Annotated in this window: 14 protein-coding genes; 7 read left to right on the forward strand and 7 right to left on the reverse strand. The window is 69.3% G+C overall.

Annotated elements, in window-relative coordinates:
• Together ACYVD1_RS33180 and ACYVD1_RS33185 are read right to left on the reverse strand one after the other, a co-directional pair.
• Positions 1 to 1,103: DUF2207 domain-containing protein (locus ACYVD1_RS33180; protein ID WP_460778438.1), on the reverse strand; the 1,103-nt coding region annotated here is incomplete at its 3' end.
• Positions 1,104 to 1,187: 84 nt separating this feature from the next.
• The gene (locus ACYVD1_RS33185; protein ID WP_460778439.1) at positions 1,188 to 2,918 is read right to left on the reverse strand and encodes a DUF2207 domain-containing protein; all 1,731 of its coding nucleotides are present in this window, start codon (positions 2,916 to 2,918) and stop codon (positions 1,188 to 1,190) included.
• 159 nt (positions 2,919 to 3,077) lie between these two features.
• On the opposite strand from ACYVD1_RS33185, the gene ACYVD1_RS33190 reads away from it, so the two are divergent.
• Positions 3,078 to 3,599 carry a YbaK/EbsC family protein gene (locus ACYVD1_RS33190; RefSeq protein WP_460778440.1) on the forward strand — a complete coding sequence of 174 codons (522 nt, stop codon included), beginning with the start codon at positions 3,078 to 3,080 and terminating at the stop codon, positions 3,597 to 3,599.
• 136 nt (positions 3,600 to 3,735) lie between these two features.
• Here the strand turns inward: ACYVD1_RS33190 and ACYVD1_RS33195 are convergent, their stop codons facing one another.
• Both ACYVD1_RS33195 and ACYVD1_RS33200 read right to left on the reverse strand, forming a co-directional pair.
• Positions 3,736 to 5,718, reverse strand: a complete 1,983-nt coding sequence (locus ACYVD1_RS33195; RefSeq protein ID WP_460778441.1) for a primary-amine oxidase — start codon at positions 5,716 to 5,718, stop codon at positions 3,736 to 3,738.
• Between the two features lie 175 nt (positions 5,719 to 5,893).
• Positions 5,894 to 7,369, reverse strand: a complete 1,476-nt coding sequence (locus tag ACYVD1_RS33200; RefSeq protein ID WP_460778442.1) for an aldehyde dehydrogenase family protein — start codon at positions 7,367 to 7,369, stop codon at positions 5,894 to 5,896.
• Positions 7,370 to 7,559: 190 nt separating this feature from the next.
• On the opposite strand from ACYVD1_RS33200, the gene ACYVD1_RS33205 reads away from it, so the two are divergent.
• Entirely contained in the window at positions 7,560 to 8,477 is a 918-nt protein-coding gene (locus ACYVD1_RS33205; protein WP_460778443.1) for an AraC-like ligand-binding domain-containing protein, read from the forward strand.
• On the opposite strand, the gene ACYVD1_RS33210 is transcribed toward ACYVD1_RS33205, so the two are convergent.
• The 3 genes from ACYVD1_RS33210 to ACYVD1_RS33220 all read right to left on the reverse strand — a co-directional run bounded on the left by ACYVD1_RS33210 (position 8,478) and on the right by ACYVD1_RS33220 (position 9,883).
• Complete coding sequence (locus ACYVD1_RS33210) at positions 8,478 to 8,789, reverse strand: hypothetical protein (RefSeq protein ID WP_460778444.1); 312 nt, start codon at positions 8,787 to 8,789, stop codon at positions 8,478 to 8,480.
• A 149-nt stretch (positions 8,790 to 8,938) separates the two neighbouring features.
• Positions 8,939 to 9,346, reverse strand: a complete 408-nt coding sequence (locus ACYVD1_RS33215) for a hypothetical protein (protein ID WP_460778445.1) — start codon at positions 9,344 to 9,346, stop codon at positions 8,939 to 8,941.
• Between the two features lie 138 nt (positions 9,347 to 9,484).
• Positions 9,485 to 9,883, reverse strand: a complete 399-nt coding sequence (locus tag ACYVD1_RS33220) for an ATP-binding protein (protein WP_460778446.1) — start codon at positions 9,881 to 9,883, stop codon at positions 9,485 to 9,487.
• 279 nt (positions 9,884 to 10,162) lie between these two features.
• Between ACYVD1_RS33220 and ACYVD1_RS33225 the strand changes: the two genes are divergently transcribed.
• The 5 genes from ACYVD1_RS33225 (at position 10,163) to ACYVD1_RS33245 (ending at position 13,936) form a co-directional block, all read left to right on the forward strand.
• The gene (locus ACYVD1_RS33225; protein ID WP_460778447.1) at positions 10,163 to 11,023 is read left to right on the forward strand and encodes a helix-turn-helix domain-containing protein; all 861 of its coding nucleotides are present in this window, start codon (positions 10,163 to 10,165) and stop codon (positions 11,021 to 11,023) included.
• A 30-nt stretch (positions 11,024 to 11,053) separates the two neighbouring features.
• Complete coding sequence (locus tag ACYVD1_RS33230) at positions 11,054 to 11,242, forward strand: DUF397 domain-containing protein (protein WP_460778448.1); 189 nt, start codon at positions 11,054 to 11,056, stop codon at positions 11,240 to 11,242.
• A 284-nt stretch (positions 11,243 to 11,526) separates the two neighbouring features.
• Positions 11,527 to 12,429 carry an ABC transporter ATP-binding protein gene (locus ACYVD1_RS33235; RefSeq protein WP_460778449.1) on the forward strand — a complete coding sequence of 301 codons (903 nt, stop codon included), beginning with the start codon at positions 11,527 to 11,529 and terminating at the stop codon, positions 12,427 to 12,429.
• Positions 12,426 to 13,184 (forward strand): ABC transporter permease, encoded by a 759-nt coding sequence (locus ACYVD1_RS33240; RefSeq protein WP_460778450.1) that lies wholly within the window; start codon positions 12,426 to 12,428, stop codon positions 13,182 to 13,184. Before ACYVD1_RS33235 ends, ACYVD1_RS33240 begins: the two co-directional genes overlap by 4 nt.
• 2 nt (positions 13,185 to 13,186) lie before the next feature.
• The gene (locus tag ACYVD1_RS33245) at positions 13,187 to 13,936 is read left to right on the forward strand and encodes an ABC transporter permease (RefSeq protein ID WP_460778451.1); all 750 of its coding nucleotides are present in this window, start codon (positions 13,187 to 13,189) and stop codon (positions 13,934 to 13,936) included.
• Positions 13,937 to 14,149: the final 213 nt, after the last annotated feature.

Consider the following 14,149-nt stretch of genomic DNA (forward strand, 5'->3'; position numbering starts at 1 on the left):
CGACCGGCCGCCCCGCGGCCGCCACCGCCGCCGCGACCGGCCGCCCTACGGCCGAAACCGCCGCCGGGACCGCCGCCACGGGAGGAGCGGTTGCGGGAAGAGCGGTTGCGGGAGGCGTAACTGGACGTGTCGTACCCGAAATCCACGGCGTCGCCGGGGTCGTCGGACGGACCGAACAAGTCCTCCCAGTGGGAGAGATAGCGCGGCTCGTAGTAGTAGGGAGTCGGCAGCGCCGACTTCCGGTTCTCCTCAGCGAGCACGTCGATCGAGTTGTGGGACAGACCCAACGCCAGCTCCCAAGAGCCGGCGGCAGCCCCGGTCTGTATGTCCGGCACCGACATCCGCTCCCACCGGAGGAGGTTCCGGACCCTTCGGCCAGCAGGGTTGTACGGCGTCGGTCCCAGCAGGAGGGGCGCACCGACGCCGTAGGCGACCAGCGCCACCGCGGCGAAGCCGGCACCCGGAACCGCGAGAGCTGCGGCATTGAAGAACAGGACCACGCCACCCGCGAACGCGGCCAAGGGAAACAGCAAACAGAGGAACGCGTAGCGGCCGGTCGGGACGCGCAGCCCCAGGTCAACGTGTTCGGTATGGAGAGCCGCGGTGAGCTCGCTCTGGAACACTCCTCGGGTCGACATCCGGATGCCGAGTGGGTCGACGGTGGTACCCGAGGCGAAGAGACTCTCCACGAGCAGGCGTTCCGATGCGCCCAGGCCCGGGTCCCGCGGATCCGCCAGGAGGTGGAAGCGGCGCTCCTCCGGTTGGTCCGGGTCGGGTTCGGAGGCGATCTTGCCGCGGTCCTCCAACTGGAGCAGCAGGACCATGAGGGCGCCCGAAACGTACGTGCTCCCGCCCAGGAGCAGGTACGCGGCGAGCGGCCGCAGCCCTTCAGGAACGGCTGCCCCAAGGGCCGCGGACTCGGTCCGGAACCTGTGAACGGCCATCGCCGAGAGCACGACCACCAAGAGAGCACCGGAGACCAGAGCCACCGGTGACAGGGGGTCCCACTCGGGTCGGACCGTGCTCTCGTCAACCCGGGCCAGCCCTTGGAGAACGGCTGTCTGGGCCGCCGTCAGGGCCTGGGGGATCATCGTGTCCGGCATGGCAGAACCCTAAGGCACGTCCAGCGGCCAGCCACGCCGATGCGCGAAGCAGCGTCCCTCGCGGGGAACGCATGCCGTGCGGGGTCAGCGGCTGCCCCCTCCTCCGCCGCCACCGGCCGAACCACCGCCGAAACCGCCGCCGGAGGAGAATCCGCCCGCCCCTCCCCCGCCCGAGGACTGCGGGTACATGCCGCGGCCGGCCACCCGGTGCCAGCGGTCCATGTACATGCGGTCGTAGTAGTAGGGGCGCGGGCCGTACGTGTGCTGCTGGTGGGCGTGGGCCAACCGGTCCAGCTCCTCACTGGGCATGCCGACGGCCAGCTCCCAGGAGGGCGACCCGATCACCGACGCCGGCCCGCCGGTCGAGGAGTCCGCACGGGCCCGCTTGAGGAGGCCGCGCACCCGGCGCCCGTCGGCGTTGTACGGGCCGAAGCCCAGGAGGGTGATCGAAGCGAGGGCGTACCCGAACAGCAGGAGTGCGATGTAACCGGCACCCGGGACGGGCATGGCGTCCCCGGTGAAGAGGAGGGCCAGCCCGGCTCCCAGGCACACCAGCGGTGGCAGCACCCGCCCCAACAGGTAGGTGGCCGGCTTGGGGCACAGGCCGAGAGCCCGCTTCTCCTCGTACAGGCACCGGTTGAGGGACTGGGTGAGCGAGGGGCGCAGGAACATGGCCATGTTCTGCAGATCGGTGCTGGGAGCGCCGGCGAACAGGTCCCGCAGCAGCACGTGCTCGGCAGGGCTCAGGGCAGGGTCCCGGGGGTTCACCCGCAGGTGGAAGATCCAGTCACCGGGGGTACCCGGGTGCGGTTGGGAGGTGACCAGTCCGCGCTCCTCCAGTTGGACCAGCATGATCATGAGGTCCTTGGGGGTGAGCATCCCGGTCGAACGGTGCATCGTGTGCGCGGCCGCCGGGCTCAGCCCGGGCGGGATCCGGTCGAAGCGGTTCCGGGCCGCGGCGCCGGAACGGACTCGGAAGGCCGCCATGGCGATCACGGCGACGACGAGTACGAGGGCGAGGACGAAGATGTGCGGCCCCGGGATCCAGGAGCTTCGGGTCTCGTGCAGTGAGGCGGAGGTGTCCACCTCGCCCTTGGGCATGGACACGGCGACGGTGAGGATCTCTGAGGAGCCGAGGTGGGGCTCGCTGGCTTCGACGGCGCTCCCTTCGGAACCGGTGCTGTCGCAGGCAGTGGTCGAGCCCTCTTGGCCCCGATAGCAGGAGATGTCGATGACCTCCGGGGCGGTGACCGACACCGAGACGTCCTCCTTGGGAACATCCCAGCCGGGGCCGACGAAGTCCCAGTAGAACTCGTCGTGGTCGTCGAGCGCCAGGAGCGCGCCTTCGAGGGTGTAGGAGAGTTCGTAGGTCTGCTCCCCCGTGACGTGGGTGCCAGGCTCGTCCTCCAAGCCGACCTGGATGACGTAGTCGCGGCCCTCCACTCCCGCGCTGTCGAGCCGGGTCTCGGCACCGGTCGGGCTGGTGACGTCCAGGTCATGGATCTCGACGACCCGTTCGGTGAGGAGACTGCGCTCGAGGACGACCGGGATGTCCCGATAGATGCCGGGGCTGGTGTTGGTGTCGAAGTCGTAGGTGATCTCCTCGACCACGTCCACGGTCCCGTCCGGGTGGACCTCTGCACTGGTGTGGTACTCGGTGATCTTCTCGTTGTGGTGTGGGGACGGGCTCTCGGTGTCACTCGCTGCCTGGACCCCCGACTCACCGGCGAGGGACGGCGGTGCCAACACCGTCACCAGTGCGAACGTCGAGACGACCACGCCCGTGAACCTTCCCCCCAGGTTTCTCTGGCGCATAGCGCGAACCCTAAGAGGTATTGGCCGGTTAAGGTGTGCGCCCGGGTGTCCGGGTGCGGCCAGTTTCCGTGTCCCGCGTGCGGCATCATGGTGGCGCACGTAACGGGACCGCGGTTCCGAGCACGTGTACGGGAACGTGAACAGGAGCGGGGAGCGGCCATGACTGAACGGATCGAGTGGGTGCCGGCACACGACCACCCGGAACTGGTGGCGGATCCGGTACGCGAGGCCATCGCCCCCTTCGACGGTTCGGTCCGGGCCGCCGCGATCGACCCGGAGCTGGCGGACACCGAGGCCTTCTGTGAGACCTACGGGCTGACCTTGGACACCAGCGCCAACTGCGTGGTGCTGTCGGCCAAGCGCGGCGGCGAGGTGACGTACGCGGCGTGCATGGTGCTGGCCACGGACCGGGCGGACGTCAACGGCACCCTGCGCCGCCACCTCGGAGCACGGAAGGCGTCGTTCGCCCCCATGGACGAGGCGACCGGGCTGACCAGCATGGAGTACGGGGGCATCACGCCGTTCGGGCTGCCCAAGGGCTGGCCGGTCCTGGTGGACAAGGCGGTGCACGACACCCCGTGGGTGGTTGTGGGCAGCGGCTTGCGCAGGTCCAAGCTGCGGGTCCCCGGGCCGCTGCTGGCCGAGCTGCCGGGCGCGGAGGTTCTGCCGCTGACCCGTTAGGAACCGGACACCCCGGGTAGGGCAGGGGTCTCCGGACCTCGGCACGAGGGCCGCCCCCAGGTCGATTTGTCGACAAATCCACGCATGGTGACGGGGTCGGTGACGGCGGTCGGCGCTGGCGGGGTCCCGGAACCGGTCAGCCGCCGCAGCAGCCTTCGCCGCCGGGGCCGTCCGAGCTACCGGGGGAGTCTGCCCCGGTGGGACGGTGCGCGCGCCTGGTCGGACTCGGCGGGACGTCCAACGCCGGGTTGCGGTCGAAGAAGCCCACCGGGCGCAGCTTGAAGCCCGTGTAGTCCACCGGCATGATCGGCCAGTCCTCGGGGCGTGGCGCGTGGGTCAGACCGAAGGTGTGCCAGACGGTCACGTCCCGGCCGTCGATGCTCCGGTCGTCGGCGGTGAACTCGGGCAGACCAGCGCCCCCGTGGTGCTGGTTGACCAGGTCACCGGCGGGGTAGCGCTCGGAGTCGTCCTGCGCGGTGACCCACAGGTGCTTGGTCGCGAAAGCCGCGCGGGCGGCCACGGAGGACGCCGGGTCCGCGAGCAGCACCGGTTTGCCCTCGGGCTGCAGGGCGTAGGCGACCGGTCGGCCCACGTGGTTGAGGGAGTTCGGGTTCGACACGTGCCACACCCGGTCGACGGAGGTGTCGGCGAGCCGCCGGGCCTGGAGTTCGGTGGCCAGGGGCGTGCGTTTCCGGGTGAAGGCGTTGCCGCGCGGGTTCTCGGGGCCGATGGGCACCCGGGCGGCGTCGACCTCCTCGACCCGGTGGGTGGTGCCGTCCAGGTTCATGTCCAGCCGCGCGCAGAAGAGGTGCTGGTGCAGGGGCGCTCCGAGGCCGGGGGCGACCTCCGCCGAGTAGGGGTAGTCGCCGCCGGGGTGGGCCGAGGTGAAGACGATGCCGGTGGCCTTGGCCTCGAACTCGATGGTGCCGTCGAGGTAGAGGTACCAGTAGAAGCCGTAGTCGTAGTTGCCGACCGTGGTGAAGAACGAGATGACCATGCGGCGCTGGCGACGGGTTTCGACGCTCCCGGACCAGAGCTCGGTGTGCTTCCACAGGACCCCGAAGTCCTCCTCGTGCATGCACACCGCCTGGGGCAGGGTCTTGGGCGCCCCGGACTCGTCGGCGATCACGGCGTCCATGTACGTGATGTCGCCGAGGCAGTCGCAGCCGAGTTGGAGCGGGTTCGCGAACCGGCCGACCATGTACTCGCCGGTGTCGAAGTAGTTCTGCCAGGAACGCACGGGTGACGGGTCGCCGTAGGGAACAACCATCTCGGCGATCGACGCGCGGTGGATGATCGGGCGCTCGCGGCCCTGGTCGCGGTCGGAGAAGGCGATCTGGTGCAGGACCAAGCCCTCCCGGGCGTCGAAACCGACTCGGAGTGACCAGTTCTCCCACGTCAGCAGGTTGCCGTCGAGGCTGAAGCTCGGCCCCTCCGGCTGGGTGATCTCGATGGGCTTCTGGGTGGTGCGGTTCGGTCCCGCGACGGCCGGGTCGGTGTAGTCGCCGGACGCCGCGGGAACGGCAACGGGCCCGAAGTCGAGGACGCGGTCGACGGTGTGGTTGGTGACGTCGACGTAGGCGACGAGCCCGTCCACGGGGTGCGCCCAGGCGATGTCGGTCTCGTGGTCCTGGACGAAGGCGAGGCCGCGCAGGATCCGGCGCCCGCGCTCGTCGGGGTACTCGTCGTCGAAGACGCCCGCGGAGAGCGGCGCCACCCGGACCTTGGCGGGGTCCAGGCCGCGGTCGCCGAGCGCACGCAGCCAGCGTTCGTCGTTGTTGAGTACCCCCTCGACCAGTTCGAACTCCTCCTCGAGGACCGGAACCTGGCCGTCCGTGACGGCGTCCAGGGCCCGGTCGCCGTCGATCCGGCCGTGGGTGAGGGACACGACGAGGTCCTGGGAGGGCCCGCCTGCGGTGTCCAGGAGCAGCACCCTGACCCGGCGTTCGAACGGGGTACCGGGCGTGTGCGCGAGGAGGGACTTCTTTCCCGGCTCCTTCAGGCCCACGTACACGAACCGGCTCTCGGGCGTGGCGTGCCCGGTACGGGCCAGGAGGTCGCGGGTCGCGGTGATCTCGTCGGGGGTGAGCGCGTCGAGCGGATGCTTCGGGTCGGCCATGGCGGGTCCTCGGGTGGGTGGTGCCGGACGGTGTCGGACGCGGGGCCACCGGGCAGGTGGACGGCTGGGCGCAGGGGCGGCGGGGCAGGGAGACGGCGGGCACGGGGACGGCGGGGCACTTTTCGACAAGTCGACACGTCGACGCATCGCTAAGGGGGCCTGTCGGGAAGGCGACTCAGGCCAAGTTGGTCCACACGCTCTTGACCTGGGTGAACGCCTCGATTCCGGACCAGCCCTTCTCCCTGCCGATCCCTGAGGACTTCATGCCGCCCCAGGAAGCGGCGGCGTCCAGGATCGGGGGCATGTTGATCCACACCGTGCCCGCGCGCACCCGGGCGGCCAGCCGGTTGGCGACGCCGATGTCGCGCGACCACACGACGGCAGCGAGCCCGTAGTCAGTGTCGTTGGCCCGGGAAACGAGTTCGTCGGGGTCCTCGTAGGGCAGCACGGACAGGACCGGGCCGAAGATCTCCTCCCGGGCGATGCGCATGTCGTCGGTGACACCGGAGAACACGGCGGGCCGGACGAAGAAGCCCTCGCCGCCGGGGCCCGGCTCGGAAGCGGAGGACGGACGGTCGTGCAAGTGCGCCCCGTCCACGTCGCGGCCGATCCGGACGTAGTCCTCGGCCTGGTCGCGCTGTTCGGCGGAGACCAGCGGACCGAGGTCGGTGTTCTCGGACAGGCCGTGGCCCAGGCGCATCGAGGCGGCTCCCGCTGCCATCTTCTCGGCGAACTCGTCGTGGCGGGCGGCATCCACGAAGAAGCGGGTGTAGGCGGCACAGACCTGGCCGGAGTTGAGCAGACCGCCCATGAGGTTGCCCTGGACCGCGGCGTCGATATCGGCGTCGGCGGTGATGATGGACGGCGCCTTCCCGCCGAGTTCGAGCGAGGCGTGTTTGAGGTCGCGGCCGGCCTTCGCCGCGATCTCACGGCCGACCTCGGTGGAGCCGGTGAAGGACACCTTGGAGACCTTGGGGTGGGCGACCAGGGCCTTGCCGACCTCGGGGCCGCCGGTGACCACGTTGACGACACCGTCGGGGATGCCCGCGCGGCGCACGAGCTCGGTGAGGCGGAGCGTGGTGAGCGGGGTCTGCTCGGCGGGCTTGATCACTACGGTGTTGCCGGTGGCCAGAGCCGGGGCGAGCTTCCACATGAGGATCATCAGCGGGAAGTTCCACGGCGTGATGAGCGCGCACACGCCGAGCGGTTCACGGCGGGTCCGGTAGTCCACGTCCGGCACCGACAGCGGAGCGGTGATCCCGGTGATCTTGGTGACCCAGCCCGCGTAGTAGCGCAGGTGCTCGACGGCGTTCGGGACGGCGAACCCTGCGCTGACACCGAGCGGCTGGCCCTGGTCGGTGGTCTCCAGCCGGGCGAAGGCCTCGGCGTCGGACTCCAGCAGGTCCGCCAGGTTCAGCATGAGCTTGGCCCGGGCCGCTGGGAGCATGTCCGCCCACTCGACTGACTCGAAGGCCTTCGCGGCGGCGTCCACCGCGGCGTTCACGTCGGTCTCACTGGCCACGGGGACCTCGGTGATGACGGCACCGGTGCCCGGGTCGTACGTGGGGATGGTCCCCTCGCCGGTCCCGGAGGTCCACTCGCCGTCGATGAACATGTCGGTGCGCAGGTCCTCGTGGACGTGATCTCCCATGGCTGTCCTTTCGTCGCCTTTCGAGTGACCGTAGTCACGCGGACCCGGGAGGACTCGCCCTTCACCGCACGGGCGCTCGCCGTTTTCCGCACACCTTGTTCGCCTCCGAGTGGCGGGGCTAACATCCGGGGAAGTCCTCGACCTGAGGACACCCATGTCAGAGCCGGGGCGTGGGGGAGGGGAGACGGGTATGGCCGCCGTGCACGCCACCGACCGGATCGACCGCTTCGAAGCCGCGGCCTCCCAGGCCTTCGCGCCCCTGCGCATGCGGGCCGAGAACGGCAGCCCCTTCCAAGGCGAGGTCTCCACCACCCGGGTGGACGAACTGGTACTCACCCGGATCCGGGCCGACCCGATGGTGGTGCGGCGGGAACGCTCGCTGATGGGTTCCGCCGACCCGGACCTGCTGAAGGTCGCCTGGCACCGCTCCGGGAAAGCCGGGGTCGACCAGCGCGACCGGCGCTGCCTGCTCACACCGGGCGACCTGGTGGTCTACGAGACCGAGCGGCCCTACGAGCTGCCGTTCTGGGAGCCCTACGACACCGTCGTCGTCGGTATTCCGGCGTACCTGTTCGGGGCCCACGCGGACCAGCTCCGGCAGCGGGTCGCGACCCCCGTGCGTGCCGAACGCGGCACCGGGGCACTGCTGACCAGCATGCTCCAGGGGGTGGCGGGCGGTGCGGGTTCCTACGCCGTCGCCAGCGCGCAGCACCACCTGGCCACGGCACTGGTGTCCCTGGTGTGCGCGGCCTTCGTCGACGCCGTCCCCGAGGAGGCGGAGGACCCCTGGGAGCGGATTCAGGCGTACTGCCTGGCCAACCTGGCGGACCCCGGACTGTCCGTGGAGTCCGTGGCGGCAGCCCACCGGGTTTCGCCCCGCTACCTGTACAAGCTGTGCCAGGCCAGGGGGTTCACCCTGGCTCGATGGATCCGGACCGAGCGGCTGTCCCGCATCCGCCGCGACCTCGGAGACCCGCTCCTCGCGGACCGCAGTACCTCGGCCATCGCCGCCCGCTGGGGAGTGCTGGACTCGGGGCACCTGGGCCGGATGCTCAAGGCCGAGTTCGGCGAGACCGCCCGGGACATCCGGGTCCGCGCCCGGGTGTGACTACTGCTCGGGCTGCTCAGGCTGCGTCTTGGGCCGGCGGTAGGGGGTGTGGAACCACGCCCCCAGCAGCAGCGTCGCCCCGACCACGATCAGCGCGATCGCCCACGACCCCACCGGTGCCATAGCTGTTTCACAGGTGGTGGCCAACGATCCGGGCATGCCCTCGTAGGCGAACCACCCGAAGGAGCCGTCGCCGGTACTGACCGGGTCCCGCCACCCCGCCCCGCACTGCCCAGCGGGCACCAGGCCCAGGGAGAGGCCACCGGCGACCAACGCAACGGCCACCGTGCGGACGATCTGAACAGGGGACATGGAGCTCTCCTCAACGCAAGGGGGTTTCGTTTCAGGGGGTTTCGTTTTCGGATGCCCCGCAACCTAACGCTTCTCCCCGAGGACAGCACGGCAGGGAGCGGGGTCCGGGTCAGGCCAGAACACCGCTCCCTCGGGGGTTTTCGCGGGTGTCAGCCGCAGGCCCGGAGGTAGGTGCGGATCACCGAGGCGAGTTCGACGAACTCTTCCGTTGGCGCTGCTGTACCGGGGGCTGCGAGCAGGTCACCAACGGGCACTCGCGGCCGGGGGACCGGGGAGAGGTAGGGGCGGACCAGAGCGCCCGCGATCTGATCGGGGTCGAGGTAGTCGTACTCCCGGTGTTCGGAGACTTCCGGGGCGGTGGCTGTCGAGGGCTCCGGGCTCGGGGCGTCGTCCGAACCATGCGGACCTTCCGGGGCGGGCGCGATCGCGGCCCGAGCTGGAGGGTTCGGGATGAGGAGGTAGGCCAGCGCCGAGGCGAGGGTGAGGGCGAAGAGCGCCCACAGGTGTTCGGTCAGACTCCGGCAACGCCGGTGGTGTCGCCCGGTAGGGTGCTGCATGGTCAATCCCCTGTCTGGTTCAGGTGGTTGATCAGCCCGGGCCGGTGTTGGAGCACCGGCCCGGGCACTGTGTTGTCGGGAGCGCGCGGGTGTCGATGGCCCCGGCTCAGCGGAGCTGCGCTTCCCGCCGCGCCGACCTCAGACGGTCTCGTTCTCCAGCTCCGGCTCACGGTCCAGGCGGACCATCGCGCGCAGGTACAGCGGCTGCCCGGGGTAGCCCTCCCACCACCAGAACTCCGCGATCCGGTCGACGAGCCACAGACCCCGGCCGCCCGGGCTCATCTCATCGGTCTGACGGTTGATCACTCGGGGCATCGACCTCGGGCAACCCCACCTGGGCCCCTGGTCCAGCACCCCGATCAGGACCGTGTCGCTGTTGAGGAACTCCATCGAGAGCCCCATCCGCCCGTACTTCTCGCTGCTCGCCGTGTGGCGGACGGCGTTCGTGGCGAGCTCGCTGGCGACCACCTCGACCCAGGACCCGCGCCCGCCCTGGAGTCGCTTGTCGCGCAGGAACCAGCTGCGCGCTCGTGCCACCCCCTGCTCGTTCCCGTCGGTGTACCGCCACCACGGAGCCGACGACCGCCCCACCCCACCACCGGGCCGCCGGGGTCCCACTATCCGACCAACACTCATGACGCCCTCCCTGACGCGCTAGCCATCAGACGGCAGCCTGTTCTGCTGCCCTCTGCACAAGCATGGACCGCCAAAGCTAAATCTGCAATAGTGCAAAAAGAAGTCATGCTGTTTACGTAGGTTGATTATCGAATCATGCTGAGTGATACGGTTCACGAGGATCGAGGGAGGTCAGACAGCATGGGCGTACGCCTGAGCCCCACCGCCCGACAGCGACGCCTCATGGCCGAACTGAACCGGCTGCGCGCCAGCTCGGGACTTTCCAGAGCCGAGGTCGCCGAGCGCATCGGGATCACCGACAGCACGCTGTGGCGTTACGAGACCGGTATGACCCGCCCCAAGCCCGGTGACGTGGCCATTCTGCTGGACGTTTACGGCGTCCAGGGGGCAGAACGCAATGAACTCATCGAGATGGCCAAGCACGCGCGCAAACGCGGCTGGTGGCACCGGCATCGCCAGTCACTCAAGCCCGGGTTCGACAGCTACATCGGGTTGGAAGCCGCAGCCTCGGTCGTGCGCACTTTCCAGACCAGCGTGGTGCCCGGCATCCTACAGACCGAGGCCTACGCCAGGGCCGTCATCGAGCAGACCGCCATCACTTCAGCTCCGGACATGGTGGATGAGAAGGTCCTGGTCCGCATGTCCCGCCAGGAACTGCTCACCCGTGAGGACGCCCCGCTGCAAGTCGTCGCGCTCCTGGATGAGGCGGTGCTACGCCGCCAGGTAGGTGGCCCCGAAACGATGCATGGGCAGGTCCAGCACCTCATCGCCCTGGCCCAGCAGCCCAACGTGACCATCCGGGTGGTGCCGTTCTCCCGTGGCGCCCACCCCGGCTTGGACGGACAGTTCAACCTCCTTGAATTTCCCGAACAGGCTGACCCTGACCTGGTCTACCTGGAGCAAGCGGGCAGCGGTCTGGTTCCCGAGGACCCGGAGGAGGTTCGCAGGTATACGCTGATGTTCGGGAGCCTGTTGGGCAAGGCACTCAAGGCCAACGAAACCCTCTCCTTCATGCGCGGGCTCCTACGAGACGATCAGTAAGCCCCCCTCGAACGATGAGGAGGCCCGGAGATGTCCGCGCCGCACACCACCGCTCACACCTCGTGGCACAAGAGCAGCTACAGCACCAACGGCGGCGACTGCGTGGAGGTCGCGGAAGGGCAGAGCGTCCTGGTCCGCGACACCCAGCATCGGGAGCACGGCCACCTGTCCTTCCAGGGCTCGGAGTGGACCAACCTCCTGAGCACCCTTCAGCGCTAGCGCCAGGGGATACCCCGAATACGACCGGGGCACCCCCTACCCCGCCCCCAGTAGGCAGCGCGCCCACCATCGCGGCCCGCTGGGGCGTCTCCGACTCGGGCCACCTGGGCCGGAGGCCCAGAGCCGAGTCCGGCGAGACCTCCAAGGGAATCCACACCCGCTCCCGGGGACGTTCGGCTACGCCCTGAGGGCGGATCCCTGCCTTCGCGTCATCCCGGAGGACGACTGAGGCATCATCCCCCGGGTAGATGAAATCCGAATCGCGGACGGGGGACCATAATCATGTGTCTGACGCGATCATTACCCAGGGCCTGGGAAAAACATACAGAAAACGAACAGTCGTCCACGACCTGGACCTGCGCGTTCCGGAAGGATGTGTCTACGGATTTCTGGGACCCAACGGTTCGGGTAAGTCAACTACGATGAAAATGCTGCTTTCCCTGGTGCGCCCCACCACCGGTGAGGTACACGTCATGGGAAAGCGCATGCAGCGGTCGACGCGGCGCGAACTGCTGGGATCGATCGGTTCACTCATCGAGGCTCCACCCGCCTACGGGCACCTCACCGGCAGCGAGAACATGCGCCTGGTCCAGCGGTTGCTCAACCTCGACAAGGGCCAGATCCAGCGGGCCGTACAGACCGTGCGCCTACAGCAGCACCTCGACAAACGGGTCCGCAACTACTCCCTGGGCATGAAACAGCGCCTGGGAATCGCGATGGCGCTGGCCCGAGAGCCGCGCATTCTGATTCTGGACGAGCCGACCAACGGACTCGACCCCGCTGGAATCGAGGAAATGCGTCGTTTGCTCGGACAGCTGGCCGACCGCGGAATCACCGTTATGGTATCCAGCCACCTCCTGGGCGAAATCGACCGAACAGCGACCGTCCTCGGCATTCTCAGCAACGGACGCATGCTCTTTCAGGGGACACGGGACCAGTTGCTCGCCCAGTCGGTACCCGACGTAATCGTCGACACCCCAGAACCCGAGCGGGCGACCGTCGTGGCCGACGGGTGGCACGCGATCCGGGACGGGCACTGTGTGCGGATCCCCGGACTCGATCACACCGCCACCGCTCACCTGGTGGCCCACCTGGTCCACCAGGGCGTCCCCATCCACGGCGTACGCAGACAGGAGCAGTCCCTCGAGGACGTGTTCATGGATCTGACCGGGGGGAAGGGCCTGTGACCGGTCTCGCCGTGGTGAACGAGTTCGCCAAGATGAGGCGCCTGCGGGTGCTGCCCGTCTTCACCGTCATGGTCCTCGGAGTGGTCGCGCTCTCGTGTCTGGCGTTCACCGCTCCCGAATTCATGGATTCGGTACACGACCCCGAGGCGCAGCCCTGGCACTGGCTGCTCGCGGGCCTGGCCCTGGCGGTCCCTCTGGTTTCGCCGATCCTGGTCGCGGTACTCGCCAGTCGACAGGTCGACATCGAGCACCAGGGCCACGGGTGGCTCCTCTCCCAGACCTCCGGGCTGGCCCCCGGTCAGCTGTGCCGGGCCAAGTTCGCCGCGACCGGCTCCCTCCTGGTCGCGGCCACCCTCCTGCAGAGCGCACTGGTGTTCGCCCTCGGCAGGGCGGTCGGCATCACCGTCGGTTTCCCCGCCGGTCCGTGGCTGGGCTACACCGCCTCGGTCGTGCTGGTGAACCTGGTTCTCCTCGCCCTGCACCTGCTGCTGTCAGCACGCGTCCCCAACCAGCTCGTCGGCCTCGGCATCGGAGTCCTGGGGGTGTTCGTCACCGTCTCCAGCACCGGTATGCCGCCGTGGCTCGCCCACCTCCTCCCCCCGTGGGGCTACTACGCGCTAGCCACGCCCGCCGACACGAGCGAAGGCGGCGTGAGCGCACTCGATCCGCCCCACCTGAGCGTGATCGCCCTCGGGGTGGTGGGAGCGGTGGTCTTCCTCGTCGCCACCCGCGCACTCGATCGTCAGGAGGCCTGACCGTGGGAGCGATCCGAGCCGAGTTCCTCAAGTTGAAGCGTTCCCTGAGCTGGGCGGTGGTGGTCCTGCTCCCGGTGATGGCCGTCATCACCGGGGTGGCCAACACCCTCGTCACCGACCAACCGCTGGGCGACGGCTGGCACACCCTGTGGCTCCGGGTAGTGGTCTTCTACGGCCTGTTCCCCCTGGCTCTCGGCGCGGCCGTGCTCGCCTCACTGGTGTGGCGGGTCGAACACCAGGGCGGTAACTGGAACGCGCTGATGAGCAGCAGGGCGTCCAGCCTCGAAGTGGTCGTCGCCAAGACCGCGGTACTGGCCGCTCTGGCCACAGCCCTCCAGGCGGTACTGGTGGCAGGCGTGATCGTGGCCGGGAAAACGGTGTTCGGCCTTCCCGGGACCCTGCCGCCCGTCTACTTCCTGGTCAGCCTCATCATCGTCGTGGCCTGCCTCCCGGTCGCCGCTCTACAGGTCGGGCTCTCGATGCTGATGCGCTCGTTCGCGGCCCCCGTGGCCGTGGCCCTGCTGGGAGCGACCGCCGGTGTGCTCCTGCTGATGGCGGGCCCCGAAGTCCTGTCGTTGGTCATGCCGTACAGCCTGGTCAACCAGGCGACCCAGTTGGGGACCGGGGCCTTCGCCGACAGCGGCACCGTCACCGCGGCGGACGCGGCCCCCCTCGTCGCCGCGTCCGTCGGCCTGACCGCCGCGGTGGTGGCCGGGTCGGCGGCGGTTCTGGACCGACTCGACATCGGGTGAGACCCCGGCGCCGCTGTCGGATGGCCCGGCCCCGGTCGGTGAACCGTGGTCGGGCCCCGCCCGTACTCCGTGAGAGAACTAGGGCGTGTTCGGTGGATGCTGCCCGTCGAGAAGGTGCTGCGCCGTAGGCGTCCGTTGAGGGTTGGTGGCGGGCGACGAACGGGGGTGCTGCGCCGTAGGCGTCCGTTGAGGGTTGGTGGCGGGCGACGAACG

This window comes from Nocardiopsis nanhaiensis, assembly GCF_054778635.1.